Raw genomic sequence first — 25,401 nt, forward strand, 5'->3', positions numbered from 1 at the left:
GCCCAGCGCGCAGGCTGGGCTTGCAGCAGGTTACTTGACCTTGTTGCTCAAAGTGTCAACGCTGCGCTTCAGATCATCAAGGCTACGTTTCAGGCTCTCGATGTCGCTTTTCTGCCGTTCGATCGTGCTTTTCTGCTCATCGAGCGTGCGTTTGAGGCTGGAGAGTTGGCTGTCACTGGAACTGGAACTCGAACCGTCTTTGCGCTTGAACTCGTCAAAGTCGCGCGTTTGCGCGTCCACCTTGCTTTTCAAACCTTTCAGTTCGTCATCCGTGCGCTTCTGTGCGGCTTGCATCTGCTCAACGTCCCCGACCGAAATGCGCGACGTCTTCAACACATACTGGTTGCCCGCCTCCAGCGAAGCGCCCGTTAGCCGATCATTGCTCGACCCGCTGAAATCGCCCCACTGCACAGCACTCGCCGCGTGGGCTGCGCCGGCCAACATGCCCATAAAACCTGCAACTACGATCCAGGAGCGCTTGCGAACTGAGAACATCAACTGATTCCTTTCCAGACAGCCGGGATGGCATATCGCTATGACTGTCATTTATGAATCTTGTTCCCATGCGGTAGGAAACCTCTGAAATCCGTCTGAATGCCTCTGTAGATCACTGATCTACCGAGCTTTTTCGTCGCCATCACGGCGCAACAAAGCAGCCCTTTGACCTTGCATCGAAGCGACCGGATCTATATATTCACACCCCTGCTGCACCGCGCTACCGCCCGAATGGCGAAACTGGTAGACGCATGGGACTTAAAATCCCCCGCTCGTAAGGGCGTCCCGGTTCGATTCCGGGTTCGGGCACCAAAGATATCAAGGGCTTGCGTGATTTTTCACGCGAGCCCTTTTTTTTGCTCGGCTAAAACGGTAGGCAATGATTCGCCGGGTCGAGTGAGCAGGCAGGCTAGCTGCCGTTCGTCCAGCGCTCGGCACTCACTGCGGCCTGCGAACTCCCATTCTTAAGCGCGGATATCCCGGGCCTGAGAACGGAGAGCCAGCATGCAAATCAACGAGAATGCCCCAGGCAACATTTCGCAGCAGGCCGTGACGCGCGGTACCGACAATGAGACCGGGCACGACCCGAAGCGTGATGAGGACAAGACTCCGCTGCCGCCCGACGACGAGGCGCCGCTTGAAGAGGATATGTCGGACGTGGACGCTGCTGATTCGGTGGCGAGCGAACACCCCGACAACTGATCGCCACATTGGTCTAGTAGGCGCCCACCGGCGCCGCTGCGCCGCTGACAATCGCAATCCCTGAGCTGCTGCCCAGTCGCGTGGCGCCGGCTTCGATCATCGCCTGGGCGGTGGCCACATCCCGCACGCCGCCCGAGGCTTTCACGCCGATCACCGGCCCGACCACGTCGCGCATCAGGCGCACATCGGCCAGGGTGGCGCCGCCATGGCCAAAGCCGGTGGAGGTCTTGACGAAGGCGACGTTCAGCTCCCGGCAGATCACACATGCCTGGGTTTTCTGTTCATCGTTGAGCAGGCCGGTTTCCAGGATCACCTTCAACGGCACCTCACCGCAGGCTTTGAGCACCTGGGCGATATCATCGCGCACCGGGTCGAGCAGGCCGTCCTTCAACCAGCCAATGTTCAACACCATGTCGATTTCCCGTGCGCCGGCCTGGATCGCCAATTGCGCCTCATAGGCCTTGGCCGCGCCGAGGCCTGCACCCAAAGGGAAGCCCACTACCGCGCACACCAAGGGCGACGCGCCCTGCAGGCATTCGGCCGCCAGCGGTACGTTGGCGCTGTTGACGCACACGGACTTGAAGCCGTGCTCGCGCGCCTCGTTGCAGAGTTGGCGAATACTCGCCTGGGAAGCATCGGCGGCGAGCAGGGTGTGGTCGATATAGCTGGCGAGGTCTTGGGGCATGGGAATGTCCTGTGGATGCGAAGAAAAGCCTGTTTGTGTTAAGTTGGATGCATTAAATGTTATATAAATAACATTGTAAATGGAATTTGTGACCCCGGCCGTCAGCCGGTCACAGAAAAACAGGGTGAGATGCAGTGGATTCAAAGAAAAGCGAGCGCTTCAAAGCCATGCACAAAGCCTTGCAGGGTGAGGCGGCAGTGCACCTCAGAGACATGGCGGCATTACTCGGTGTGTCGGAAATGACCGTGCGTCGCGACCTGGTCGATAACGCCCACGGCCTGCGTTTGCTAGGCGGGCACGTGACCCGCAGCGGCGCGCCCGAGCCGGATTACCAGGTGGCCGAGCAGGACCAGCGCAACATCGCCGAGAAGCGCCAGATCGGCGTTCTCGCCGCACGCCTGGTGCGCCCGGGCGATACGATCTTCATCGATTGCGGCACCACTACACCCTTTATCATTGATGCCTTGCCTGAAGAACTGGAGTTCACTGCGTTATGCAACTCCTTGAATGTGCTGCTTAAACTTCAGCAAAAGCCCAACTGCACGGTGATCCTCTGCGGCGGCATCCTCGACCGGCGCAACATGGTCTTCGAAAGCCGCGCCGAGGCGGGGATCATCGACGGCATCCGCGTGGCGTGGGCGTTTATCTCGGCCGCCGGGGTCAGCGCTGCCCATGGCGTGACCTGTTACAACCTCAATGAAGTGGAAGTGAAGCGTCGCGTAATGGCGCGGGCGCAGACCTGCGTGCTGGTAGCGGACCACACCAAGTTCGAACAGGTGCGTGCGGCGCATTTTGCTGACCTGGCGGATTTCCAGCGAGTGATCAGCGACGCCGGCCTGACGCCCGCGCAGCAGCAGATGATCGAAGAGGGTGGGGCAACGCTGGTGATGTGATTTTTATTTCGTATGTTTGGATTCTAACAAAATAGTCTTGACACCCTCGGGCACAAGGCATAGTTTTTCAAATGTGATCGCTGTTCACATTTGTGAGTACGCCCTCCCTGAAGGGCGTACCCGAATCCAGACAACAATAAAAATAGGAATCACCATGCTACAGATAGCCCGTAAACCTGTTCATGTGCTGTCCCTTGCACTGGCTGTCGCGGCCTCGGTTCTGGCGCTGAATGCCCAGGCCAAGGATCTGAAGATCGGTTTCAGCCAGGTCACCCTCCAATCCCCCTTCTATGTGCAACTGCGCGATGGCGCCAAGGCCGCCGCCGCCAAGGACGGTGACGAGCTGATCTTCCTCGACGCCAACGGCGACATCAGCAAGCAGAACAACGATATCCAGGACCTGCTGACCCGCAAGGTCGACATCCTCATCATCAATGCGGTCAACCCCGATGCCGTGGGTGCCTCCCTCGAAGCTGCCAAGCGCGCCAAAGTCCCGGTGATTGCCGTCGACCGCGCCATCAATGCCCCGGTGGCCGCCACCATTGGCCGCAACAACGCCGAGATGGGCGAGCTGTCCGGCAAGGCGCTGGTGGCCGCGCTCAAACAAAAAGGCGTGGTTAACGGCAAGATCATCGAGATCCAGGGCGACGCCGGCGGCACCGTGATGCAAGAGCGGCGCAAGGGCTTCCACACCGCGCTGGCCGGTACCGACTTCAAGATCATCGAAGGCCCCTACAGCGAATACATGCGCGCCAACGCGGTGACGGCGATGCAGGACCTGCTGCAGGCCCACCCCGACCTCAAGGCGGTGATCGCGCACAACGACGACATGGCCATGGGTGCCTTGCAGGTACTCAACGAAAGCGGCAAGAAAAACGTGCTGGTGGCCGGTGTCGATGGTTTGTCCGAAGCGATCACGGCGATCCAGAACGGCGACCAATACGTCGCCACCGCCCTCAACGACCCGCGTTACCTGGGCGAGGTCGCGATTGAAGCGGCGCGCGGCCTGGTCAGCGGCAAGACCATCCCGGCCTTTGTCGATGCGGGCACCAAAGTCGTGACCAAGGCCACGGCGGCCGAGGTCAAGCACGACGCCACCTTCGGCGAATACCGCCCCGGCGCCCTCTGAAACGCTGAATGCTCAATTGCCTACCTGATAGGGGAAACCACTGTGAAAGCTGCCGTCATGTACAAACCGGGTGATATCCGGGTCGAAGATGTTCCAAAACCTGCCGTCAAAGCTGGCCATGCGCTGGTGCGTGTGGCGGCCTGCGGGGTGTGCGGCTCGGATATCCCGCGCATGCTGAGTAAGGGCGCTCACGTGATGCCGCTGATTTGCGGCCATGAGTTCGCCGGGTTTATCGAAGAAATCGGCAGTGGCGTTGAAGGCTACGCCATCGGCGAGTTGGTCACCGTGCCGCCGATGATCCCGGACGTGACCAGCGACCAATACGCCCGTGGCTTCCCATCGCGTTCCGAGCAATACGACTATTTCGGCAGCCGCCGCGACGGCGCCTACGCCGAATTCGTCAACGTGCCGTTGAGCAACCTGATCAAAGTACCGGCCGGCATGGACCCGGTTGCCGCGTCCCTGGTGGACCCGGCGGCCATCGCCCTGCACGCGATCTGGAAGGCCGACTTCAAGGCCGGGCAGAGCGGGGCGGTGGTGGGATGCGGGCCAATCGGCCTGTTTGTAATCCAGTGGCTGCGCATCATGGGCGCCAAGGACATCGTGGCCATCGATATCGCCGAAGAAAAACTCGCCATGGCGCGCCAGGCCGGCGCCACGCACACCTTGCTCAGCGGTGCCTCGGATGCCGATGTGCCGCGTTGCCAACTGGTGGTTGAAGCCGCCGGCCACCCAAGCTCCATCAACCAGGCCGTGCAGTTGACCAAGGCCGGCGGGCACGTGGTGTTTATCGGTATTCCCACCGGCGAAGTGCCAATCAGCACCGCCACGTTCTCGCACTTTTTGCGTCAGGAAATTTCCCTGCACGGCGCCTGGAACTCGTTCTCCGCGCCGTTCCCTGGGGATGAGTGGACCGCCTCCATCGACAAGCTCGCTTCGGGTGAGCTGCAATGGCAGTTCATGATTACCCACGACTTGCCGCTGGATGAGTTGCCATCGATGTTCCAGCGTTACGCCGACCGCAGTGAAGTGGCCGCCAAGGTTATTTTCCGCCCGTGAGCCAACGGCCTGCGCTGTGATGGACCCAGCCCTGCAACGTGTGTTGTTGCAGGGCCAAAAACAAAAAGCGTCGGCAGTTTAAGACGCAGGAGGACGACCGATGACCTTGTTGTTGGGACTGGATTTCGGAACAGGTGGCGTGCGTGCCGGTTTGTACGACTTGCACAGCCACAAACTGGTGCAGGTGGCCGAGGCGCCTTACACCACGCAATACCCGCAATTGGGCTGGGCCGAGCAGGCGCCCGCCGACTGGTGGACCGCGCTGGGCAAGGCCTGCCGGCAACTGATGGCCCAGGCCGGGCACCCGCAGGTGGCAGCGGTGTGCGTCGCCACCACGGCGTCTACCGTGGTCGCGGCCCAGGCGGACGGCCAGCCACTGGCGCCCGCCTTGTTATGGATGGATTGCCGCGCCGCCGTGGAATCCGCGCGCACTGCGCAGGTCAGCCACCCGATGATGAACCAGGGTGGCGATGCCGTGGAATGGCTGGTGCCCAAGGCGATGTGGCTGGCCGAGCATGAGCCCGAGGTGTACCGGCGTGCGGCGCGTATCTGCGAAGCCGTGGACTGGATCAACTTCCAACTGACCGGCCGCTGGGTCGCATCCCAGCTCAACGCCAGTTGCAAGTGGAACTACGACACCCTGCAACAGCGCTTCCCGGTGGAGTTGTACGCCGAACTCGGCATCCCCGAACTGGCGCAAAAACTGCCGCCGGAAGTCATCAAGGTCGGCGGGCGTATCGGCCCGTTGACCGGCGAAGCGGCCAACCACTTGGGCTTGAGCCGCGACACCCTGGTCGCGCAGGGCGGCATCGACGCGCATATGGCCATGCTCAGCGCCGGCACCACCGGCGCCGGCGAGCTGTTGTTTATCGGCGGCACCTCGGTGGTGCAGCTGATGCACACCCCCAAGCGCATCGACGTGCCCGGCATCTGGGGCCCTTACCCCGGTGCCTTGCTCGACGGCCAGTGGCTGATGGAAGGCGGGCAAGTCTCGGCCGGCTCGATTCTGAATTGGCTGGCACAGAAGATGTTCGGCCTCGACGATGCTGGTCACCAGCAACTGATTCGCCAGGCCGCCCAGCTGCAACCGGGCTCCACCGGCTTGCTGGTGCTGGATTACTGGATGGGCAACCGCACGCCGTATCGCTCGCCGGACATGCGCGGGGCGATCATGGGCTTGTCGCTCAATCATGACCGCCACGACCTGTACCGCGCCTCGGTGGAAGCGATTGCCCTGGGCTCGGCAAATATCTTTCACACCTGGCGCTGCGAAGGCATCGAGATCACCCGCGTGGTCGCCGCCGGCGGCTTCCAGAAAAACCCGTTGTGGTTGCAAGCCACGGTCGACGCCACCGGCGTGCCGTTCGAGATGGTGCCCCACGACAATCTGACCCTGATCGGCACCGCCGCTGCGGCCGCCTGTGCCCTGGGTGAGTTCAGCGATTTGCAGCAGGCCGCCACGGCGTTCACTACCGTCGGCCGCCTGATCGAACCCGACCCCTACGCCCACGAGCAATACATCGAGTTGCTCGGCCGCTACCGCGCCGCCACCGACAGCGTCGCGCCGATCAGTTGCAAGCCGCCGGCCAACCGCGTGCTCGGCGTAAGGCCGGCAGCATGAGCGCCGAATCGCTGTCGCCCAAACTCAGCGGGGACTCCCCGCGCGATGACCTGATGGTGCAAGTCGCCAAGCTGTACTACGACCTGGAAAAGACCCAAAGCGAAATCTCCCAGGAAACCGGCCTGACCCGCTGGCAAGTCAGCCGCCTGCTGCGCGAGGCGCGTGACTGTGGGGTGGTGCGCATCGACATCGTCGCCCATTCCGCCCGTGTGCCGGCACTGGAAGTGGCCCTGCAAAAGCGCTTTGGCCTGCGCGAGGCGCTGGTGCTGGAGGTGGAAGACGAGGACGCGTTGAACGTGGTCACCCAGGCCGCCGCGCGCTACCTGTGCAACCTGCAGCCGATGCCCGCGCTGATCGGCGTGTCCTGGGGACGCACCCTGACCAAAATGGCCCAGTGGCTCACGCCGCGCTGGAACGAAGGGGTCAACGTGGTGTTGCTCAATGGCGCAATCAACACGCGCTCCATGGGAGAACCGAGCCACAACGTCGCCGAACGTTTTGCCCAGGCCGCGCGTGGTCAGGCGACCTTGCTGCCGGTGCCGGCGATCCTCGGCCACGCCCATACCCGCGAGGCGCTGGAGCAAGACCCGGTGATCGCCCAAGTGATGCAATTGGGTGAACAGGCGCCGGTGGCGTGTTTCAGCCTCGGCGAACTGAGTGACCACTCGGTGCTGCTGGAATCCGGCTACATCGACCGCCCGTTGCTGCAGGAGCTGGAGCGCCTGGGTGCCGTCGGCGACATCATGGGCCGCTTTATCGGCATGGACGGCGAGCCGGTCATGCCCGAGCTCGATGCCCGCACCCTGGGCCTGCGCTTGTCGGCCTTGCGCGACAAAGCCTGGTCGATTGCCGTGTGCGTCGGCGCCCACAAGCACCGCATCGTGCACGCCAGTATCAAGGCCGGTTATGTGAATGTGCTCGCCACCGATGCCGCGACCGCCCGCTATCTGCTGGAGCAGGATCATGAATGAGTTGGCCCTGGAAATTCGTCATGTCAGCAAGCGCTTTCCACCGAATGTGATCGCCCTCACCGACGCCTCCCTGCAAGTGCGCCCCGGTGAAGTGCATTGCCTGCTCGGCGCAAATGGCGCGGGCAAGAGCACGCTGTTGAAGATTGTCGCCGGTGCCCACCGGCCGGATGGCGGCGAAATGCTGATCGCCAACCAGAAAGTGGAGCTGAAAAACCCGCAACAGGCGCGCCAGGCCGGGATCGCGATGATCTACCAGGAGCTGGACCTGATCCCGCAGATGACCGTCGAAGAAAACCTGATGCTTGGCTACGCGCCACGGCGTTTCGGCATGATCGACCGGGGCAAGCGCAGCGCGTTGGCCAAGGCCGCGTTGCTGCGGGTGGGGGCCAATTTCGCCAGCACCGACCGCGTGGGCAGCCTGTCGATTGCCAACCAGCAACTGGCGGCGATTGCCCGGGCGCTGACCTGCGAGGCCAGGGTGGTGGTGATGGACGAACCGTCTGCCGCGCTGAATGAAACCGAACTCAAGCAAGTGTTCCAGGTGATCCGCGAGATCACCGCCGCCGGGGTGGCGGTGCTGTATGTGAGCCATCGTTTGAATGAAATCCGTGAGATCGGCGACCGCGTCACGGTGCTGCGTGCCGGTTGCACGCTGCACACCCATGAGCTGGCGCAGATCGATGACCAGGCGCTGATTGCGGCGGTGGTCGGCGAACACCGCGACCTGCTCGAACGCAGCCCACGCCAGCCGCCGTGTGAGGCATTGGCGCTGAATATCCGCCGCTTGCAGGGCGCGCAGGGGCTGGACGTACGTGAGTTGCAGGTACGCCAGGGCGAGATCGTCGGCCTTGCGGGACTTAACGGCGCCGGGCGCAGCACCTTGCTCAAGGCCTTGTTTGGGGTGGGGCGCAATGACAGTGACGTCGAACTGTTCGGCGAACCCTACCGACCCTTGACCTCACGCCAGGCGATTCGCCAGGGGGTCGGCCTGGTCCCGGAAAACCGCAAGACCGAAGGCCTGCTGCTGGACGCGCCGATCTACCGTAACGCGTGCCTGGTGCACGCGCGGCACCTGCGCTGGTTTTCCCATCGCCAGGCCAAGGAGCGCGCGGGCCCGGTGTTGCAGCGCCTGCAAACCAAGCTCGCCAACCTGGAGCAGCCGGTGCGGCAACTGTCCGGCGGCAACCAGCAAAAAGTGGTCATGGCCAAGTGGGTGATCGACGGCGCGCGCCTGTTGCTGCTCGATGAGCCTAGCCGTGGCCTGGACGTGGGCGCCAAGGCCGACCTGTATGCCCTGGCTCGCAGCCTGGCGCAGGAAGGCGCGGCGGTACTGGTGGCCAGCAGCGAGCTGGATGAGTTGTACGTCAATTGTGACCGCATCTGGGTCATGCATGAGGGCCGCAATGCGCTGTGTTTTGACCCGTTGAGCGCCAGTCGCGACGAGATCGACCAGGCCATCCTTATTGGTAGAAGAGTGTAAAGCCATGACTATTGCCAGCAATCCGACACCCGTTTTCGACAAGCCCGTGGCCCTCGCGCCGAGCCGCCGCAGCGCGGTGCTGGAGTGGGTGATGCGCTACAACTTCGTGTTCATTTTCCTGTTCGCCATGGTGGTGGCGACGTTTCTGTCGGATGACTTCCTGACCTTCGGCAACATCGCCAACCTGTTCCAGCAAGGCGCGATTGTGGGGATCGTGGCCATCGGCATGACCTTTGTAATTCTGACCGCCAATATCGATTTGTCCGTGGGCAGCCTGTGCGCGTTCGGCGGCATCCTGGTGGCGGTGCTGCTGCAGAATCAGGTCAGCGGCTGGCTGGCGGTGCCGGCGACCTTGCTGGTGGGGCTGGCGATTGGCACCTTGATGGGCAGCCTGACGGTGTTCGGCAAAGTGCCGAGTTTTATCATCACCTTGGCCGGCCTGGTGTCGTTGCGCGGCGCAACCTTTTTGGCCTCCGACGGCGCGCCAATTGGCGGGCTGCCGGCGAGCTTTACCGGGTTTGGTTCGTCGATGATCGATATCCTGCCGAGCGCCGGCATTGCGTTCCCGGTGCTGGGTCTGATCTTTATCGCGATCACCGTGATCGCCTGGCTGGTGCTGCGCTACACGGTGTTTGGCGAATATGTGCTCGCCACCGGCGGCAATCTTGAAGCGGCGCGGCTGTCCGGGGTGCCGGTACGCGCGGTGACCATCGCGGTGTTTGCCATCTGCGGCGGGCTGGCGGCGTTTGCCGGCTTGTTGATGACCTCACGCCTGCATGTAGGCCAACCCACTGCCGCCCAAGGCCTGGAGCTGGACGCCATCGCCGCCGTGGTGCTGGGCGGCACCAGCCTGTTCGGCGGGCGTGGCAGCGTGGTGGGCACGGCGGTGGCGGTGATGCTGCTGCAGGTGCTGCGCAATATCTTCAATTTGTTGGGCTTGGGTTCGTTCTATCAGATGGCGATCACCGGCGTGATCATTGTGCTGGCTATCCTGCTCAACCGCCTGATCGACCATTACGCTGGCCGTACCTGAGGATTTCGACCCATGACTGCACCCCGAATCAAAGCCGTGATCTTCGACATGGACGGCCTGCTGCTCGACACCGAGGGCATCTACACCCAGGTCACCCAGCTGATTTCCGACCGCTACGGTGGCCGTACGTTTGACTGGCAGTTCAAGCAGAACACCATTGGGCTGGGGGCTTACGACCTGGCGAGTTACATCGTGCAGTCGCTGCAATTGCCGATCAGCCCGGAGGCTTTCCTGGAGCAGCGCACGCCGCTGATGAACGAGCGTTTTCCCCACGCCGCTGCCATGGCTGGGGCCGAGGCGCTGGTAAGGGACTTGTCGGCCAAGGGCGTGCCGATTGCGGTAGGCACCAGTTCGTCACGGCACTACTTCGACTTGAAGATCAGCCGGCACCCGTGGTTCGAGCTGTTTGACGCGATTGTGACGGCGGATGATCCGCAAGTGGGCGCGGCCAAGCCGGCACCGGATATTTTCCTGGTGGCTGCGCAGCGGTTGGGCGTCGACCCGGCGGACTGCCTGGTGTTCGAGGACTCGCCCTTTGGCGTGACCGCGGCGAAAGCGGCGGGCATGTATGCGGTGGCGATTCCCGATCCGGCGATGCCGAATGAGAAGTTCCTGCATGCAGACCGCCGTTTACGCAGCCTTGAAGCGTTTGAACCCCGGCAGTGGGGCTTGCCTTAATCCCTTAAACGAACGGCTGGCCACTGAACCCGCGTGGCAGGCGCTGCAAGCCAGGCAGGTCGGTGAGGCGTTGGGTCCAGGCGCTGCGCCAGTCGCTGCCGGTGTGGGTCTTGGCTTTGCGGGAGGCGCGGCGCGCGGCGTTGCGCTGGGTGCGGCGCGCTTCCTTGTAGGCATCGGTATTACGGCAGGTACGGCATTTGACGCGGTTCAGCTCGGTGCTGGACGTCAGGTTGGTGCCGTGGTGGCCACAGGCAAGATGCCCGGCGACCTTGAAGTGAATGACCATGTAAGCGTCTCCTTCTTAGGGGGTACGCGCATCGGTAAACCCACAATGCGCGCGGGGAGGGCGGGCGGCAAAAAAAGCCCGGCACCTGAAATTACGACCCCAACGTGACAGCGACGTTCGGTGCCTCAGTCAATCAGTGCCAGCAGGTCGGTGTCGCCCACGTCCTGCCCGGCTTGGGTCAGCAGGGTGGTGACTTGGCCGCGGTGGTGGGTCTGGTGGTTGAAAAAATGGATGAGCAGGCTGTAGAAGTTTTTGTCGGCGGCCATGCCGCGCATGTTGTGGTAAGGCAGGCGATGGTCCAGGTCGGGTTCCTGCAGGGAATGGCTCCAGTCGACAATCAGTTGGTCGAGCCAGGCGCGCCGGGTGGCGAGTTCGTGCAGGTTGTTGAAGGCCAACTGTTTCAAATCCTGCGGCGTGGTGATCGCGCTTAACGGTTCCAGCGCCGTAAAACCCGCCGGGTGCAGGGCGAAGCGTTTGAGCCAGACCGTATCGCCCAGGGCCAGGTGATTCAGCGTGCCGAGGATCGAACCGAAAAATGCGCGGCGGTCTTCGACCAGTTCGGCGTGACTCAGCTTGCCGGCCGCGTCATAGACCTTGCGATTCATCCACTGGTTGTAGCTCGCCATCAGGGCGAGCTGGTCGATACGGTTCACGTGTTTCATCTCTTTGGCGTGGTCGCGCCATCATAAGGCGTGCCCGCCCGGCGGTCATGGTGTTCCGGCAGTGGCGGGCTATGGTTGATGAACGCCTACCTTGCTGCCGGGAGGGAAACACCATGCTTTATATTCCGCGCGCGGCCAGGATAGCCAGATAGAGCAAGACCACACCGCAGGCGCCATAACTGACGCGTTGCCACAACGGTGACGCATTCTGGCGCAGCAGGTTGACCAGGCCCGCAATCAAAAAGCACGACAACACCGATGCCAGCATAAAGCCCGCAAAAAACATCAGCGTCTGCCCCTGGCTGGGCGTGGCGCCGACGATGCCGGACAGCGCACTGCCCAACGCGCCCCAGTACACAATGTTTTTCGGGTTGGCCAGGGAGATCGCCGCACCCACCGCCAGTGCGCTCTGCCCGGAGCCGGCCGGGGCGTTGTCTGCTTGCGGCAACTGCCAGGCGTCGATCAGGCTGCGCACGCCCAACCAGGCCAGGTACACCGCGCAGACGATGGTCAGCGGCACGCGCACCGCGTCATGCTGGATCAACAGGGCAATGCCGGTGAGGCCGATCACCGCCCACACGGCATCGCCCACCAGCGAGCCGACCTGTACGAGCAGGGCCGGGGTGAAACCGTGGAGCAGGCCACGGCGCAGGGTCTCGGCGAGCACGGCGCCGGGGGAGAGGCAAAATACAAAACCGAATATCAGCGCGTAGAAAAAAATCGTCAGCATGCCCGCGTTCCTTCAGGAGATGGCGGGCAGTGTGAGGGCGCGCAGACGGGCTGTCTTGAACCAGATTGCGCTGTTCAGCGTTTCAACACGCTCTGATAACGCCCCGGTGTGATGCCATAGGCAGCGCGAAAATGCCGGTTGAGATGGCTCTGATCAGCAAACCCCAGGTCGTGGGCGACGTCGCTGGCTGCCACGCCCTTGCGCAACAGGCCCTTGGCCCGCCGGGTGCGCAATTGCATGGCCCATTGCCGGGGGCTGAGTCCGGTTTCTTTCTGGAAAGTGCGCAGCAGGTGAAATTTGGACAACCCCAGCTCATCGCCAAGATGCTCCAGGGGCAGCGACTGCTGCAGGTGCTCGGCGAGCAGTTCCTGGGCGCGTCCGATCAGGCTTTTGCCGGTTGCCGCGCTGCCGGGCATGCGCACGCCGCTGAGGCTGGCGACCTCGCCCAGCAACAGCACTAAAGCATCTGCGTGGATGCCTTGGACCAGCGCATCGCCGCCCAAGGTGCTGCGTACGGTGGCCGCCAGGCGCCAGGCCAGGTCCGGCGCAACGCACAGCGAACGGTCGAACTCCAGGTGGGTCAGCCCCAGGTCGGCGGCCAGTTGCTCTGCGGTGATGTACAGGCTCACAAACTGCCACGGCGCGCCATCCGCCGCGCCACCGCCCTGGATCTGCCCGGGGTTGTACAAGGTGATGGAGCCCGGCCCGGCCACGAATTCGCGGCGGTCCAGCCAGACGTTCTCCTCGCCCACCAGGTTTACGCCAATCACGCATTCGTCATGGCTGTGGCGGGCGAAGGTCAGGCCGGTGCAGGTGGTGCTGCTGAGTTCGTAGTGGCCCAGCCAGGCGTGTTGCGTGGCGCTCATCGAATCGGCTCGCGATAAAGGGGAGCGCCGAGCATAACTAAATACTCAAGCGCAGGGCGAGGGCGGCGAGGGTGATCAGCAGCACCGGCAAGGTCAGTACAATCCCGACCTTGAAGTAGTAGCCCCAGGTGATGGTGATGCCTTTGCGCGCGAGGATATGCAGCCACAGCAAGGTGGCCAGGCTGCCGATGGGGGTGATTTTGGGGCCCAGGTCGCTGCCGATCACGTTGGCGTAGATCATCGCGTCCTTGACCACGCCAACGGCATGGCTGGATTCGATGGACAGCGCGCCGATCAGCACGGTGGGCAGGTTGTTCATGGCCGACGACAGCAACGCGGTCAGCACCCCGGTGCCCATGGCGGCGCCCCACACGCCGTAATGCGCAAAGGTATCGAGCCAGGTCGCCAGGTAGGTGGTGAGGCCGGCGTTACGCAGGCCGTAGACCACCAGGTACATGCCGAGGGAAAAAACCACGATCTGCCACGGCGCTTCCTTCAGCACCTTGCGCGTGGAGATTTTGTGGCCCTTGGCGGCGATCACCAGCAGGAGCACGGCGCACACCGCGGAGATGGCACTGATGGGAATGCCCAGCGGTTCGAGGGCGAAGCAGCCGACCAGCAGGATACCCAGCACCCACCAACCGGCGCGGAAAGTGGCGCGGTCGTGGATGGCGCTGGCGGGGTCCGCCAGGTCAGCCGGGTCGTAGGTTAGCGGGATATCGCGACGGAAGAACCACAGCAGCACGGCCAGGGTGGCGGCCACGCTGACGAAGTTCACCGGCACCATCACGGCGGCGTATTCGTTGAAGCCGATTTTGAAATAGTCCGCCGAGACGATATTCACCAGGTTCGACACCACCAGCGGCAGGCTTGCGGTGTCGGCGATAAACCCGGCGCCCATCACGAAGGCCAGGGTGGCTGCCGGTGAGAAACGCAGCGCCAACAGCATCGACATCACGATCGGCGTGAGGATCAACGCCGCGCCGTCATTGGCAAACAGCGCCGAGACCAACGCGCCGAGCAGCACCATATAGGCAAACAAACGCCGGCCGCGCCCACGGCCCCAGCGCGCCACGTGCAGCGCGGTCCAGGCGAAGAACCCGGCTTCGTCCAGCAGCAGGCTGATGATGATCAGCGCGACAAAGGTGCCGGTGGCGTTCCAGATGATGTGCCACACCACCGGGATATCCGCCAGGCTGATCACGCCGCAGGCCAGTGCGAGGATCGCGCCCAGTGTTGCGCTCCAGCCGACGCCCAATCCTTTGGGTTGCCAGATAACCAAAACGATCGTAACGAGAAAGATACCAATGGCAACTAGCATTCGAGACCCCAGGCAAGGAAAGCGGTGTAAGGATTGACTTGCGACAAGTCCTACTAATTCCCGGATAAGTACCTGAAATTAAAATGAAACACTAGTGTCCTAAAGTGCCCGACCATTAGTGATAAAGGAAGAAACCGCGTGACCCGTGCCACTCGCAACCTGCGCAAGACCCTGGATTCCGTCGCGGAAAATAACGAAACCGCCGCGTTCGACCTGATGCGCGCCGTGGAAAAACTCGGCGACGAAGTGCTGCGCCAGCGCCTGCTCAACACCATTCACCGGCTCAACCAGGACGCCCACGAACTGCGCGAAGCGCGCGACTCGGTAGAGCAGGTCTCGGTCCGCCTGGCCTGAGCAAGATCGTTCAAGACAAAGCCCCGGTTGCGCTGGCATGCTTGTCGACTGTCTGTCGATGAGCCGTCTCCATGCCTACCGCCTTACCCCATTACGCCTTTGCTCGCGGCGCCATCGCCGTCATTCCCCTGTCCCTGGCCTGCGCGCCCTGGGGCCTGTTGGCCGGTTCGATGGCCATCGATGCGCAATTCACGCCATTGCAGGCCCAAGGGTTGTCCGCCATCGTGTTTGCCGGCGCCGCTCAATTGGTCGCCATCGGCATGGTCAAAAGCGGCGCCAGCCTGATTTCCATCGTGCTGACCACCTTGCTGCTGACCTCGCAGCATCTGCTGTATGGCATGCATTTGCGCCCGATTGTTTCGCCGCTCAAGACCCGCTGGCGCATGAGCCTGGGCTTCCTGCTGACGGATGAATTCTTCGCCCTGGTCAGTCATTACGACCGCGAGACCTTTAACCGTTGGTATGCCCTGGGCGTCGGGCTGACGTTCTATATCGCCTGGAACCTCTTCACACTGGCGGGGATTGTGTTGGGTAAAAGCATCCCCGGCCTGGATCAACTGGGCCTGGAGTTCTCGATTGCCGCGACGTTTATCGCGTTGATTACCCCCGTGGTACGCGATGTGCCGACGGTGGTCTGCGTGGCGGTGTCACTGTTGTTTTCGGTGTGGTTGAGCTTTCTGCATTGGGAGTCGGCGGTGGTGGTGTCCGGCGTGCTGGGCATGAGCGCGGGCTTTGTGTGCAAACGACTGGGAGTCGGGCAGCGATGATTTACTTGATGATTGTGGCCATGGGCCTGGTGGTCTTTCTCAACCGTTACCTGTTTATCGAACCGCGCCTGCCGGTGCGGCTCAACCGTGGCGCGCGGGAGTTCCTCGGGTTTGCGGTGCCGGGCATGCTCACGGCGATTTGCGGGCCGATCATTTTTCTCGCCGACCACCAGCTCAACCTGAGCCCGGCCAATCCGTACTTGCTGGCCGGCATCTGTGCGGTGGGGTTGATGTTCTGGACGCGCAATGTGCTGATCACCGTGCTGTTGAGCATGGGCCTGTTTTATCTGTTCCGCTGGTGGCTGTAACGACAGGCCAAAAAAAGCCCGCGGGAGGGCGGGCAGAAGGGAGACTTCTAAAAAATGAGCCTGCCGACTATAGGCGGCGCGGGCTCCCTTCACAGTGAAACTAAATTCATGCGCCCTATAGCAAAGCGGCCCCGATTGGGGCCGCCGTTGCATCAGCCCTTGGCGTTGAGCTTGCGCAGCTCTTCGTAGGTGGCGGACTGGACGAACCAGAAGCCGGAGATGATGCACCAGGTCAACGTGCCGCCAATCAGAACCGCCAGGCCCGACAGAAAACTCGCGCTGAACATCGATACCAGGCCAATCAGCCAGACGAAGGCCAGGGCGATGTAGAGCACGGAGTTGTTTACGCTGATGACGAAATCTTTCATGACGCTTCCTTGTAGAGAATATCCCATTGAGCTCCTCAGTGAGATCAACGGTGGCATCATAAAGCCATGATCCCGCATGCGCTACCCGCTAAACCACCCTGGCAGGCGCCGGCTAATGATAGAGTCGCGTTTTTTCCATGGAGGCGATGAGATGCGCAAGGTTGTATTGGGCACATTGGTACTGGTTGCACTGGCCGGCTGCGCGGGCTCGAAGATGAAGGACGCGCGCGCAGGTAACCCCTACAAGGCCATGGCGTCGGACAAGGCCACCCTGGTGGTTGCCGAGTGCATCCAGTTCGGCTGGCAGGACGAAAGCGTGTTTGGCGTGGACGCGGGTGGCTTCAAGGAGCCTACCGGGGCCGGTGGTTTTACCGTCTACACCACCGGCGGCGACTACTTTGTCGATGTGCTGAGCGCCGGCGCCGGCTCGACCGTCAAGTACTACGCCGCCGAAGACAACATGCCCGCCAAGCGGCGTTTGGCTGCCCTCGCGACGTGCCTGTAATCCATTGCCTTAGCACTTTTAGGAAATCCCCGGCGGGACAGCCGCCGGACATTCGCTTATGATTCACCCGCTCGCCCGACATGATGGCTCTTTACCAGTACACGGACGTCGAGGCCTAAACGTCGGGCGAGCACCTCCTCTTTTTCCTAGCGCGGCATAAAACCCAAGTGCCAGCGCCGCGGAATCTTCAGTGATACCAGCCCCAGCACCGCCGCCAACCCACCGCTGACCAGCAGCGCATTCAAGCCCATCTGCTGCTCCAGCAGCGCGCCGATCACCGCGCCCACGAACATCCCCGCCCAGGGAATCAATTGCACCCGCCAGCCATTGCGGCGTTCGCCCAGCAGCCAACGTCCCAGGCCGCGACCAAACCGCGAAAGCGCGCCGGTGACGTAGGTGAGGCCCACCGGCAAACCATTCACCTCTTCCACCGCCGCATTGAGCATGCCCATCGCGATGATCGCCGCCAGCAGCGCGGGCAACGCATCCGTCACCGGCAGCAAGGCGCCGCCGCACAGCAAGGCCGCAATACACAACAGCAGCGGCAGGGCATGGCGCCGGCACAGGCGGCTGACTACAACTCCCAAGGCATTGCCCACCACGAAGGTGGCCACCAGCAACAGCAGCCGTCCGGTCAGGCCCAGGTCACCGGCACTGATCGCCACCGCCAGGCGCGTGGTGTTGCCGCTCATGAACGAGACAAAATCGCCGCTGGCCATAAAGCCGATGGCATCGGTCATGCCCGCCAGCACCGACAGGCTGGCCACCAGCAGCATGCCGACGCGGCCACGCCAACGCTGTTGGTGGGCAAGCGCGGCGTTGGCGAGAGGCTTGCGGGGCGAAGGCAGCATGGACCGGGTTCCTCGGTGAGATTATCCGGCCACTACCGTAGGACGCTTTGCGGGCGCGCGCAATGACCTCAGACACACTCCAGGCGCCAGCCCTCGGGTTGCCAGAGCAAACGATGGGTTGGACGGATCGCCTGCACAAACGCGGGGTCATGGGATACCACCAGCATCGCGCCGGTAAAACCCTGCAACGCCTGTTCAAACGCACACACCGATTCCAGGTCCAGGTGATTGGTGGGTTCATCGAGCAACAGCAGTTGCGCCGGTGATTGGCGCCACAGGGCAATCGCCATCGCGGCTTTCAAGCGTTCGCCACCGCTGAGCTTGCCGGTCGGCTGGGTCGCCCGTGTCGCATCCAGCTGCAACAAGGCCAGGCGCGTGCGTACTTCGGCTGCGGTCAGCGGCGTGTCGAGCTGGTCGACGATGGAGCGGTGGTTGTCCAGCAGCGTCAGGTGCTGGTCGATATACGCAGTGGGCACCGCCACCGAGCACTCACCGCTTACGCGCGGAGATTGGCCAGCAAGCAACTTGAGCAAGGTGGATTTGCCGCAGCCGTTGGGGCCCTGTACGACGACGCGCACCGGGCCTGCCAGGTGCAGCGTGAGCGGCGGGTGTTCCAGCCAGGGTAACCGCACATCCACCAGGCTGAGCACGTGCCTGCCATTGGGCACGACGCACGCTGGCAGGGCGAGCAGGGTCGGCGTCTCATCCGCGACGCGCGCGTAGGCCTGGCGCACGTTGTCATCCAATTGATGTTTGTGGGCGTGATGCTCACTGCGCACGCTGCTGACAATTTGCGCGGCGGCGCCTTTCCAGCGCGCCTTGGTGAACCGATCCACATTGGCGGTTTCTGCGTGTTTGCGCGAGCGTGCGGCAGCGCGTTGCAGGCTGTCGTGGTCCTGTTGCAGGCGCCGGCGCTCGCGGCTGCGCTCCAGGCGTGCGTGTTCCAGGGCGGCGACGGCGGCGTGCTGTTCGGTGTCACGCTGCTGGCGATAGGCTGCGTAGTTGCCGCCGTACACCCGCACACCCAGTGGAGACAGTTCGACAATCCGCGCCAGCGTGTTGAGCAGTTGCCGATCATGGCTGACCACCACCAGGCCGCCGCGCCAGGCTTTCAATACCTGTAGCAGCCACGCGCGGCCAGCGCTGTCGAGATGGTTGGTGGGCTCATCGAGTACCAATAGTTGCGGCGCGGCCAGCAGCGCACCAATCACCGCGACTCGTGCTAACTGGCCGCCGCTGAGGTGTTCGGCCGGCGTATGAAAATGCAGATCTGCCAGGCCGGCCAAATCCAGGGCACAGCGCAAGCGTTTGGCGAGGTCCCAGCGATCGTTGATCAGTGCCAGGTCGTCTACCTGTGCAACCCCCGTCGCCATTCGCTCCAAGGCAGCGAGCACTGGTGTGCTGCCGGTGATATCGGCGACGCTTTCGCTGCCCGCAACCACGATGCGCTGGGGCACATAGGCCACGCTGACCGTGCGAACGAGCGAGCCGGAGGAGGGCAATAACTGCCCGGCAATCAGTTGCGCGAGGATACTTTTGCCCTGCCCATTGCGCCCCACAATGCCGGTGGGCGTGTGGTCGATGGACAGGTCCAAGTCATCCAGCAAGGTGTCGCCATTGGCGAACTGAAAGCACAAGTGTTGCAGGGAAACCAGGACGGGCAGCCGGTTGACGTCGGTCATCAGCACCTCCAAAAAAATGTCGAACAGGCCAACAAGCGCGCCAGGCGGCTCGTTGCAGATACATTTTGGAAGGCTTAGTGGTTCACGTCGGCGGTCGTCCTGATTGTCGCAAGGGAGGCAGAGCCTAACTCGCCTTGGCTTTCTGGGGCAAGTCGACGGCCAGTTGTTCCAGGAACATCGCCAGGGCAACTTCCTCGGCTTTCAGGCCTTTGCGCACCCTCGGCTTAGGCAGCCGAGACAGCTCGCCCAGGCTGAAATGCTCCAGCACCGCCGGGTGGATATAGCATTTGCGGCACACCGCCGGGGTGTTGCCCAGCTGCTTGGCCACGTCCTTGACCATCGCCACCACATGGCGTTTGGCGTCGGATTCGGGCTGCCACTGCAACTCGCGCAGCACGGCCAGCGCCATGGCGGTGCCGGCCCAGGTGCGGTAATCCTTGGCGGTGAAGTCGGCGCCGGTGAGGTCGTGCAGGTACGCGTTGACGTCATGGGAGCTGACGGTATGGCGCTCGCCATCGGTGTCCAGGTACTGGAACAGGTTCTGCCCCGGCAGTTCCAGGCAGCGCTTGACCACCGTGGCCAGGCGTCGGTCCTTGACGCTGATCTGGTGCTCCACACCGCTCTTGCCACGAAACTGAAACTGGATCTCGCTGCCCTTGATGTCCACATGGCGGTTGCGCAGCGTGGTCAGGCCGTAGGATTTGTTGTCGCGGGCGTATTGGGTATTGCCGACGCGAATCAGCGTGGCGTCCAGCAGCATCACCACCGTGGCCAAGACCTTTTCGCGGGTGAAGCCAGGCTCGGCGAGTTGCGCTTCCAGTTGCTTGCGCAACTTGGGCAGGGCGTTGCCGAACTCCTGCAGGCGTGAATATTTATCCGTGTCGCGCACTTCGCGCCAACGCGCGTGGTAGCGGTATTGCTTGCGCCCACGGGCGTCGCGGCCGGTGGCTTGCAGATGGCCGCGCGGGTCGGCGCAGATCCACACGTCGGTGTAGGCCGGGGGGACGGCGAGGGCGTTGAGGCGCTTGACCTCGTCGGCATCGGTAATGCGCTCCCCCTTTTTGTCGAAATACTGGAATTTGCCGCGCAGTTTTTTGCGGCGAATGCCGGGCTGGGTGTCGTCAACGTAATGCAGGTCGGCGGGCAACGCGGGATCGGACATGGCGCGGGTTCCTTGGCAACAAATCAGGCCGGTATGCCTGATTGACCGCAGCCATGCGCGGTCGTGCCAAAAGCTTTGCTAGGCCAATACCGCAACCGCCTTGATCTGCGCCCACAGCCGCTGGCCGGGGTGCAGATGCAACTGGTCGCGGGAAAACCGCGTGATCCGCGCCAGCAGCGGCGTGCCATCGGCGTCCAGGCGCACCAGCACGTGGGCGCTGTTGTCCGCTGAGACTTCCTGGCTAACCGTCACCGGCAGGCGGTTGAGGATGCTGCTGTGTTCCTCGGCCTGCAGGCTGAGGCTCACATCCCGCGCCTGGACCTTGACCCGCAAGGGCTTGCCAACCGCCATCGGCGCATGCGCCACGCGCAGGTGCTGGGCGCTGCCGGGCAGTTGCAGGGTGAGCAATTGGTAGTGAGCGTCATAGGCGCTGACGTTGCCGTTGACCACCACACCGGCGTCATCCCCCAGCGCCATAGGCAGGTCGAGGCGCGCCAGGGTTTCGCCGATGGGGCCGCTGGCCAGGGCCTTGCCGTCGCTGAGCAACACGATGTGATCGGCCAGGCGTGCGACTTCGTCCTGGGCGTGGCTGACATACAGCACCGGAATATCCAGCTCGTCGTGCAGGCGTTCGAGGTACGGCAGGATTTCGCCTTTGCGCTGGCTGTCGAGGGCGGCCAGCGGTTCATCCATCAGCAGCAGGCGTGGGCTGGTGAGCAGGGCGCGGGCGATGCCGATGCGCTGGCGTTCACCGCCGGACAAGTGCTGCGGGTTGCGCTCCAGCAAGTGGCCGATGCCCAGCAGCTCGGTGGCGTGGGCCATGTCGACCCGGCGTTGCGCACGCGGGATGCGCTTGAGGCCGAACTCCAGGTTGGCCCGCACCGACAAATGCGGGAACAGGCTGGCCTCTTGAAACACATACCCCAGCGCACGTTTGTGCGGCGGCACGAACAGCCCGTTGCGGCTGTCTTGCCAGACCTCATCGTTGACCTGGATAAACCCGTCTTCGGCGCGCTCCAGCCCGGCGATGCAGCGCAGGCAGGTGGTCTTGCCCGAGCCGGAATGCCCGTATAGCGCCGTGACGCCGCGCCCCGGCAGGTGCAGGTCGACGTCCAGGGCAAAGCCGGAATATTGAAGTTGCAGGCGCACATCAATCATCGACATCAGCTCCAGCCCATCTTGGTTTTACGGCTGGAGTACAGCGCCAGCAACACAAGGAATGCGAACACCACCATGGAGCCCGCCAGCCAATGGGCCTGGGCGTATTCCATGGCTTCGACGTGGTCGTAGATCTGCACCGAGACCACGCGGGTTTTGTCGGGGATATTGCCGCCGATCATCAGCACCACGCCGAACTCACCGACGGTATGGGCAAAGCCCAGGATGGACGCGGTGATAAACCCCGGGCGGGCCAGCGGCAGGATCACTGTGAAAAAGGTGTCCCACGGATTGGCGCGCAAGGTCGCGGCCACTTCCAGCGGGCGAGTGCCGATGGCGGAGAAGGCGTTTTGCAACGGCTGCACTACAAACGGCATGGAATAGATCACCGAGCCAATGACCAGCCCGGCGAAGCTGAAGGTGAGGGTGCCCAGGCCCAGCCATTGGGTGAACTGGCCGAAGTAGCCGTTGGGGCCCATGGTCAACAGCAGGTAGAAACCGATCACCGTCGGCGGCAACACCAACGGCAAGGCGACGATTGCGCCGATGGGGCCGCGCCACCAGGAGCGGGTGCGCGACAGCCACAGGGCAATCGGAGTGCCGATGACCAGCAGGATCACAGTGGTCAATGACGCCAGCTTGATGGTCAACCAGATCGCGGAAAAATCGGCACTCGATAACGGCATTTACTTGGCCAGCTCGTAACCATAGGACTTGATGACGGCCGCGGCTTTGGGCCCTTTGAGGTACTCGGCCAGTGCCTTGGCAGCGGCGCTGTCCTTGCCCTTGTTAAGGATTACCGCGTCCTGTTTGATCGGGTCGTGCATGGACGCCGGGACGATCCACGCCGAACCGCTGGTGACTTTGCCGTCTTTATAGATCTGCGACAAGGCGACAAAACCCAACTCGGCATTGCCGGTGGACACAAACTGATAGGCCTGGGTGATGTTCTGGCCTTCGACGAGCTTGTCCTTGACCTTGTCGGTCAGGCCTTCCTTGGCCAATACCTGGGTGGCGGCCAGGCCGTACGGTGCGGCTTTCGGGTTGGCGATGGACAGGTGTTTGAATTCGTTGTTTTTCAAGACGTCGCCCTTGGCGTCCACATAACCTTCCTTGGCCGACCACAGCGCCAGGGTGCCCACGGCGTAAGTGAAGCGCGAGCCTTTGACGGTATCGCCTTCGCTTTCGAGTTTTTGTGGCGTGGTGTCGTCGGCGCTCAGGAACACTTCGAACGGCGCGCCGTTTTTGATCTGGGTGTAGAACTGCCCGGTGGCGCCGTAGGCTGCGACCAGCTTGTGGCCGGTGTCTTTTTCGAAGTCGGCGGCAATCGCCTGGATCGGTGCGGTGAAGTTGGCTGCAACGGCCACCTGGACTTCATCGGCATGCGCCGAACCGAAGGCGAGGGCGGCGACCAGCAGGGCCAGGCGTGAGGCGTGAATCTTCATGAAGCAGCTCCTTGGGGTTTGTACGGCTTGTTATAGGGAGAGGGCTAAACCGCTATGTATGGGAATATATAGCGGTTGGCCATTGCCGGTACAGTGCAAAGTTGCTGCTGTTTCTGATCCTAGTTGAGTTTTGCCAGCGCCTGCTCGGCCAGTTCCCGGGTCAGTGCATACGTGGTGGTGTCTTTCCCCAGGCGCAAGGCCTGGCCCGACCACAGGTTGCTGAAGCCCGCTTCATCCTTGGCCTTGAGCGGCATCAACGCACCGCCGGAGGTTGGAAATGCAGGGGCCTGCGGGTTGATCGCGCCCAATTCACGCATCACCCGATTGACGATGCCTCGCGCCGGGCGCCCGGTAAACAGGTTGGTCAGCGCCGTTTCGCTGGCCTGGGCGTGGCGCAGTGCATGGTGGTGGGAAGGCGTTACGTTGGCTTCGGGGGTAAACAGGTACGCGGTACCGATCTGCACGGCCGAGGCACCCAGGGTGAGCGCCGCGACAATGCCGCGTGCATCGCCGATCCCGCCGGCGGCGATCACCGGCACGCTGACGGCGTCGACGATTTGCGGCAACAGCGCAAACAGGCCGATTTGGGTATTGAGGTCGTCGCTGAGGAAAATCCCACGGTGGCCGCCTGCTTCAAGGCCCATGGCGATGATTGCATCGCAGCCGTGTTGTTCCAGCCAGATCGCCTCTTCAACGGTAGTGGCGGACGACAGCACCTTTGCTCCGGTGGCTTTTACTCGGTCCAGCAGGGATTTTTCCGGCAGGCCAAAGTGGAAACTGACGACTTCAGGGCGAAATTCTTCCACCACGCGGCAGGCGCCTTCATTGAACGGCTCGCGGTTGGAAACCGGCGTCGGCGCGTCAAAGTCGGCGCCCAGTTCGCGGTAGTAGGGTTCCAGCAGATCCTTCCAGCGCCGGTCGCGCGTTGCGTCGGGCGCGGGCGGTTGGTGGCAGAAGAAATTAACGTTGATGGGGCGCGTACTGGCCTGGCGAATGGTAGCCAAGGCTTCACGCAGTTGCTCAAGGCTCAGGGCGGCTGCCGGCATTGAACCGAGTGCGCCTGCCTGGTTGGCAGCGATGACCATCGCCGTCGTCGTGGCGCCGGCCATGGGCGCCTGGATGATGGGCACTTCGATGCCCAGCAGGTCAACAATTCGGGTGTCTGGCCAGGTGCTCATGGGATGCGTCTCCAGCGTTAGTAAGGCGTTTCGCTGTTTTAACAGGGCCATTGGCACCCGGCCAGTCTGTTTTATTCACTGGACGAGCGTGATCTTTCGTGGTGTGCCATCAGTCGATGGCGTGGCCCAGCACGGCGTGAATCCGTGCGGCAATATGGGCAGCGTGGGTTTCCAGGGCGAAGTGGCCGGTGTCGAGCATTTCCACCACGGCGTTGGGGTTGTCGCGCTTGTAGGCAGCCGCGCCTGGCGGGATAAAGAATGGGTCGTTCTGACCCCAGATCACCAGGGCCGGCACCTGAGTGGCCTTGAAAAACGCCTGGAATGCCGGGTACAGCGTGAGGTTGTTGCGGTAATCGAGGAACAGGTCCAGCTGGATCTCGTCATTGCCGGGGCGCTGCATCAGCAGCACGTCGAGCATGTAGGCTTCCGGCGCGACCAACTCCGGCTGGCTCACCCCGTGCAGGTACTGATAGCGCGTGCCTTCGAGGCTGATCACCGCGTTGCGAATCACCTCGCGATTAGCCTGGCTCGGCTCGGCCCAATACGCACGAATCGGCGCCCAGGCATCGCCCAAACCTTCCAGGTAAGCGTTGCCGTTTTGCGACACCAGCGCGCTGACCCGCTCCGGATGCGCGACTGCCAGGCGCAGGCCAACCGGTGCACCGTAGTCGAAGACGTACAGCGCGTAACGGCCGAGCCCCAGTGCGTCGACAAAATGCCCGGTGGTAATCGCCAGGTTGTCGAAGCTGTAGACGTAATTGCGCTCGGCCGGCACCTCGGTGAAACCAAAGCCCGGCAGGTCTGGGGCGATGACCCGGAAGCGCGTCGCAAGCAGCGGGATCAGGTCGCGGTACATATGGGACGAGCTGGGGAAGCCATGCATCAGCAACATGACCGGGGCGGCGGGGTCGCCGGCCTCGCGGTAAAACATGCGGATACCATCGACATCGACGTGACGGTAGTGAACAACGGGAGTTTGAGTGGTCATGGTGGGTGCGCCTTTTGTAACTTG

General features: G+C 62.7%; 29 protein-coding genes and 1 tRNA gene. 14 read left to right on the forward strand and 16 right to left on the reverse strand.

Going from position 1 to position 25,401, the window contains the following annotated elements; translation table 11 throughout:
- Positions 1–30: 30 nt before the first annotated feature.
- Positions 31–495, reverse strand: coding sequence for a hypothetical protein (locus AC0IYH_RS00470; protein WP_471832664.1), 465 nt, complete (start codon positions 493–495; stop codon positions 31–33).
- Between the two features lie 225 nt (positions 496–720).
- Here AC0IYH_RS00470 and AC0IYH_RS00475 point away from each other — a divergent pair.
- Positions 721–807, forward strand: a tRNA-Leu gene (locus AC0IYH_RS00475).
- Positions 808–999: 192 nt separating this feature from the next.
- Positions 1,000–1,197 (forward strand): hypothetical protein, encoded by a 198-nt coding sequence (locus AC0IYH_RS00480; RefSeq protein ID WP_116627871.1) that lies wholly within the window; start codon positions 1,000–1,002, stop codon positions 1,195–1,197.
- Positions 1,198–1,210: 13 nt separating this feature from the next.
- Here the strand turns inward: AC0IYH_RS00480 and deoC are convergent, their stop codons facing one another.
- On the reverse strand, positions 1,211–1,882 hold the full coding sequence (deoC, locus tag AC0IYH_RS00485; RefSeq protein WP_471832665.1) for a deoxyribose-phosphate aldolase: 672 nt from the start codon (positions 1,880–1,882) through the stop codon (positions 1,211–1,213).
- 134 nt (positions 1,883–2,016) lie between these two features.
- Here deoC and deoR point away from each other — a divergent pair, with 134 nt between their 5' ends.
- From deoR to AC0IYH_RS00525, 8 genes are all read left to right on the forward strand, one after another.
- A complete protein-coding gene (deoR, locus tag AC0IYH_RS00490; protein WP_471832666.1) occupies positions 2,017–2,775 on the forward strand; it encodes a DNA-binding transcriptional repressor DeoR in 759 nt (252 codons plus the stop codon).
- 154 nt (positions 2,776–2,929) lie between these two features.
- Positions 2,930–3,904, forward strand: coding sequence for a substrate-binding domain-containing protein (locus AC0IYH_RS00495; protein WP_116627874.1), 975 nt, complete (start codon positions 2,930–2,932; stop codon positions 3,902–3,904).
- Between the two features lie 42 nt (positions 3,905–3,946).
- Positions 3,947–4,963 (forward strand): galactitol-1-phosphate 5-dehydrogenase, encoded by a 1,017-nt coding sequence (locus AC0IYH_RS00500; protein WP_471832667.1) that lies wholly within the window; start codon positions 3,947–3,949, stop codon positions 4,961–4,963.
- Positions 4,964–5,063: 100 nt separating this feature from the next.
- Entirely contained in the window at positions 5,064–6,584 is a 1,521-nt protein-coding gene (locus AC0IYH_RS00505) for an FGGY-family carbohydrate kinase (protein WP_116627876.1), read from the forward strand.
- A complete protein-coding gene (locus tag AC0IYH_RS00510; protein ID WP_122772097.1) occupies positions 6,581–7,555 on the forward strand; it encodes a sugar-binding domain-containing protein in 975 nt (324 codons plus the stop codon). The genes AC0IYH_RS00505 and AC0IYH_RS00510 overlap by 4 nt, the downstream gene beginning before the upstream one ends.
- Positions 7,548–9,035: a sugar ABC transporter ATP-binding protein gene (locus AC0IYH_RS00515; protein WP_471832668.1), complete on the forward strand. Its 1,488-nt coding sequence runs from the start codon at positions 7,548–7,550 to the stop codon at positions 9,033–9,035. Before AC0IYH_RS00510 ends, AC0IYH_RS00515 begins: the two co-directional genes overlap by 8 nt.
- A 4-nt stretch (positions 9,036–9,039) precedes the next feature.
- Complete coding sequence (locus AC0IYH_RS00520; protein WP_471832669.1) at positions 9,040–10,068, forward strand: ABC transporter permease; 1,029 nt, start codon at positions 9,040–9,042, stop codon at positions 10,066–10,068.
- Positions 10,069–10,080: 12 nt separating this feature from the next.
- Positions 10,081–10,746, forward strand: coding sequence for an HAD-IA family hydrolase (locus AC0IYH_RS00525; RefSeq protein ID WP_471832670.1), 666 nt, complete (start codon positions 10,081–10,083; stop codon positions 10,744–10,746).
- 4 nt (positions 10,747–10,750) lie between these two features.
- Here AC0IYH_RS00525 and AC0IYH_RS00530 read toward each other — a convergent pair whose 3' ends face one another.
- The 5 genes from AC0IYH_RS00530 to AC0IYH_RS00550 form a co-directional block, all read right to left on the reverse strand.
- Entirely contained in the window at positions 10,751–11,032 is a 282-nt protein-coding gene (locus AC0IYH_RS00530; RefSeq protein WP_122772100.1) for a hypothetical protein, read from the reverse strand.
- Between the two features lie 125 nt (positions 11,033–11,157).
- Positions 11,158–11,685, reverse strand: coding sequence for a DinB family protein (locus tag AC0IYH_RS00535; RefSeq protein ID WP_122772295.1), 528 nt, complete (start codon positions 11,683–11,685; stop codon positions 11,158–11,160).
- A gap of 127 nt (positions 11,686–11,812) precedes the next feature.
- On the reverse strand, positions 11,813–12,424 hold the full coding sequence (locus AC0IYH_RS00540; RefSeq protein WP_471832671.1) for a LysE family transporter: 612 nt from the start codon (positions 12,422–12,424) through the stop codon (positions 11,813–11,815).
- A 74-nt stretch (positions 12,425–12,498) separates the two neighbouring features.
- A complete protein-coding gene (locus AC0IYH_RS00545) occupies positions 12,499–13,290 on the reverse strand; it encodes an AraC family transcriptional regulator (RefSeq protein ID WP_471832672.1) in 792 nt (263 codons plus the stop codon).
- Between the two features lie 37 nt (positions 13,291–13,327).
- Positions 13,328–14,611: an arsenic transporter gene (locus tag AC0IYH_RS00550; protein WP_471832673.1), complete on the reverse strand. Its 1,284-nt coding sequence runs from the start codon at positions 14,609–14,611 to the stop codon at positions 13,328–13,330.
- A gap of 138 nt (positions 14,612–14,749) precedes the next feature.
- Between AC0IYH_RS00550 and AC0IYH_RS00555 the strand changes: the two genes are divergently transcribed.
- From AC0IYH_RS00555 to AC0IYH_RS00565, 3 genes are all read left to right on the forward strand, one after another.
- A complete protein-coding gene (locus AC0IYH_RS00555; protein WP_025856028.1) occupies positions 14,750–14,965 on the forward strand; it encodes a hypothetical protein in 216 nt (71 codons plus the stop codon).
- Positions 14,966–15,036: 71 nt separating this feature from the next.
- On the forward strand, positions 15,037–15,732 hold the full coding sequence (locus AC0IYH_RS00560) for an AzlC family ABC transporter permease (RefSeq protein ID WP_101270687.1): 696 nt from the start codon (positions 15,037–15,039) through the stop codon (positions 15,730–15,732).
- Positions 15,729–16,040 (forward strand): AzlD domain-containing protein, encoded by a 312-nt coding sequence (locus AC0IYH_RS00565; RefSeq protein WP_116627885.1) that lies wholly within the window; start codon positions 15,729–15,731, stop codon positions 16,038–16,040. Before AC0IYH_RS00560 ends, AC0IYH_RS00565 begins: the two co-directional genes overlap by 4 nt.
- 152 nt (positions 16,041–16,192) lie before the next feature.
- Here AC0IYH_RS00565 and AC0IYH_RS00570 read toward each other — a convergent pair whose 3' ends face one another.
- Positions 16,193–16,408 (reverse strand): hypothetical protein, encoded by a 216-nt coding sequence (locus AC0IYH_RS00570; protein ID WP_116627886.1) that lies wholly within the window; start codon positions 16,406–16,408, stop codon positions 16,193–16,195.
- A gap of 151 nt (positions 16,409–16,559) precedes the next feature.
- Between AC0IYH_RS00570 and AC0IYH_RS00575 the strand changes: the two genes are divergently transcribed.
- A complete protein-coding gene (locus tag AC0IYH_RS00575) occupies positions 16,560–16,913 on the forward strand; it encodes a hypothetical protein (protein ID WP_101270681.1) in 354 nt (117 codons plus the stop codon).
- 146 nt (positions 16,914–17,059) lie between these two features.
- On the opposite strand, the gene AC0IYH_RS00580 is transcribed toward AC0IYH_RS00575, so the two are convergent.
- The 8 genes from AC0IYH_RS00580 to AC0IYH_RS00615 form a co-directional block, all read right to left on the reverse strand.
- Entirely contained in the window at positions 17,060–17,764 is a 705-nt protein-coding gene (locus AC0IYH_RS00580; RefSeq protein WP_471832674.1) for a YoaK family protein, read from the reverse strand.
- A 68-nt stretch (positions 17,765–17,832) separates the two neighbouring features.
- Positions 17,833–19,446, reverse strand: coding sequence for an ABC-F family ATP-binding cassette domain-containing protein (locus AC0IYH_RS00585; protein WP_471832675.1), 1,614 nt, complete (start codon positions 19,444–19,446; stop codon positions 17,833–17,835).
- Between the two features lie 124 nt (positions 19,447–19,570).
- Positions 19,571–20,608 (reverse strand): DNA topoisomerase IB, encoded by a 1,038-nt coding sequence (locus AC0IYH_RS00590; RefSeq protein ID WP_471832676.1) that lies wholly within the window; start codon positions 20,606–20,608, stop codon positions 19,571–19,573.
- A 78-nt stretch (positions 20,609–20,686) separates the two neighbouring features.
- Positions 20,687–21,766, reverse strand: a complete 1,080-nt coding sequence (gene modC / locus AC0IYH_RS00595; protein ID WP_471832845.1) for a molybdenum ABC transporter ATP-binding protein — start codon at positions 21,764–21,766, stop codon at positions 20,687–20,689.
- A gap of 5 nt (positions 21,767–21,771) precedes the next feature.
- Positions 21,772–22,452, reverse strand: a complete 681-nt coding sequence (gene modB, locus AC0IYH_RS00600; RefSeq protein WP_033902954.1) for a molybdate ABC transporter permease subunit — start codon at positions 22,450–22,452, stop codon at positions 21,772–21,774.
- Entirely contained in the window at positions 22,453–23,211 is a 759-nt protein-coding gene (modA, locus tag AC0IYH_RS00605) for a molybdate ABC transporter substrate-binding protein (RefSeq protein WP_471832677.1), read from the reverse strand.
- Positions 23,212–23,330: 119 nt separating this feature from the next.
- A complete protein-coding gene (locus AC0IYH_RS00610) occupies positions 23,331–24,389 on the reverse strand; it encodes an NAD(P)H-dependent flavin oxidoreductase (RefSeq protein ID WP_471832678.1) in 1,059 nt (352 codons plus the stop codon).
- Positions 24,390–24,498: 109 nt separating this feature from the next.
- The gene (locus tag AC0IYH_RS00615) at positions 24,499–25,377 is read right to left on the reverse strand and encodes an alpha/beta hydrolase (RefSeq protein WP_116627892.1); all 879 of its coding nucleotides are present in this window, start codon (positions 25,375–25,377) and stop codon (positions 24,499–24,501) included.
- Positions 25,378–25,401: the final 24 nt, after the last annotated feature.

The organism is Pseudomonas sp. AC463 (assembly GCF_979253585.1).

Excerpts from the sequence above, each read along its gene's own strand:
- AC0IYH_RS00470 (WP_471832664.1), bottom strand. The coding sequence starts at position 495 with ATGTTCTCAGTTCGCAAGCGCTCCTGGATCGTAGTTGCAGGTTTTATG.
- AC0IYH_RS00480 (WP_116627871.1), top strand. The coding sequence starts at position 1,000 with ATGCAAATCAACGAGAATGCCCCAGGCAACATTTCGCAGCAGGCCGTG.
- deoC (WP_471832665.1), bottom strand. The coding sequence starts at position 1,882 with ATGCCCCAAGACCTCGCCAGCTATATCGACCACACCCTGCTCGCCGCC.
- AC0IYH_RS00495 (WP_116627874.1), top strand. The coding sequence starts at position 2,930 with ATGCTACAGATAGCCCGTAAACCTGTTCATGTGCTGTCCCTTGCACTG.
- AC0IYH_RS00505 (WP_116627876.1), top strand. The coding sequence starts at position 5,064 with ATGACCTTGTTGTTGGGACTGGATTTCGGAACAGGTGGCGTGCGTGCC.
- AC0IYH_RS00510 (WP_122772097.1), top strand. The coding sequence starts at position 6,581 with ATGAGCGCCGAATCGCTGTCGCCCAAACTCAGCGGGGACTCCCCGCGC.
- AC0IYH_RS00515 (WP_471832668.1), top strand. The coding sequence starts at position 7,548 with ATGAATGAGTTGGCCCTGGAAATTCGTCATGTCAGCAAGCGCTTTCCA.
- AC0IYH_RS00520 (WP_471832669.1), top strand. The coding sequence starts at position 9,040 with ATGACTATTGCCAGCAATCCGACACCCGTTTTCGACAAGCCCGTGGCC.
- AC0IYH_RS00525 (WP_471832670.1), top strand. The coding sequence starts at position 10,081 with ATGACTGCACCCCGAATCAAAGCCGTGATCTTCGACATGGACGGCCTG.
- AC0IYH_RS00530 (WP_122772100.1), bottom strand. The coding sequence starts at position 11,032 with ATGGTCATTCACTTCAAGGTCGCCGGGCATCTTGCCTGTGGCCACCAC.
- AC0IYH_RS00540 (WP_471832671.1), bottom strand. The coding sequence starts at position 12,424 with ATGCTGACGATTTTTTTCTACGCGCTGATATTCGGTTTTGTATTTTGC.
- AC0IYH_RS00545 (WP_471832672.1), bottom strand. The coding sequence starts at position 13,290 with ATGAGCGCCACGCAACACGCCTGGCTGGGCCACTACGAACTCAGCAGC.
- AC0IYH_RS00550 (WP_471832673.1), bottom strand. The coding sequence starts at position 14,611 with ATGCTAGTTGCCATTGGTATCTTTCTCGTTACGATCGTTTTGGTTATC.
- AC0IYH_RS00560 (WP_101270687.1), top strand. The coding sequence starts at position 15,037 with ATGCCTACCGCCTTACCCCATTACGCCTTTGCTCGCGGCGCCATCGCC.
- AC0IYH_RS00565 (WP_116627885.1), top strand. The coding sequence starts at position 15,729 with ATGATTTACTTGATGATTGTGGCCATGGGCCTGGTGGTCTTTCTCAAC.
- AC0IYH_RS00570 (WP_116627886.1), bottom strand. The coding sequence starts at position 16,408 with ATGAAAGATTTCGTCATCAGCGTAAACAACTCCGTGCTCTACATCGCC.
- AC0IYH_RS00575 (WP_101270681.1), top strand. The coding sequence starts at position 16,560 with ATGCGCAAGGTTGTATTGGGCACATTGGTACTGGTTGCACTGGCCGGC.
- AC0IYH_RS00580 (WP_471832674.1), bottom strand. The coding sequence starts at position 17,764 with ATGCTGCCTTCGCCCCGCAAGCCTCTCGCCAACGCCGCGCTTGCCCAC.
- AC0IYH_RS00585 (WP_471832675.1), bottom strand. The coding sequence starts at position 19,446 with ATGACCGACGTCAACCGGCTGCCCGTCCTGGTTTCCCTGCAACACTTG.
- AC0IYH_RS00590 (WP_471832676.1), bottom strand. The coding sequence starts at position 20,608 with ATGTCCGATCCCGCGTTGCCCGCCGACCTGCATTACGTTGACGACACC.
- modC (WP_471832845.1), bottom strand. The coding sequence starts at position 21,766 with ATGATTGATGTGCGCCTGCAACTTCAATATTCCGGCTTTGCCCTGGAC.
- modB (WP_033902954.1), bottom strand. The coding sequence starts at position 22,452 with ATGCCGTTATCGAGTGCCGATTTTTCCGCGATCTGGTTGACCATCAAG.
- modA (WP_471832677.1), bottom strand. The coding sequence starts at position 23,211 with ATGAAGATTCACGCCTCACGCCTGGCCCTGCTGGTCGCCGCCCTCGCC.
- AC0IYH_RS00610 (WP_471832678.1), bottom strand. The coding sequence starts at position 24,389 with ATGAGCACCTGGCCAGACACCCGAATTGTTGACCTGCTGGGCATCGAA.
- AC0IYH_RS00615 (WP_116627892.1), bottom strand. The coding sequence starts at position 25,377 with ATGACCACTCAAACTCCCGTTGTTCACTACCGTCACGTCGATGTCGAT.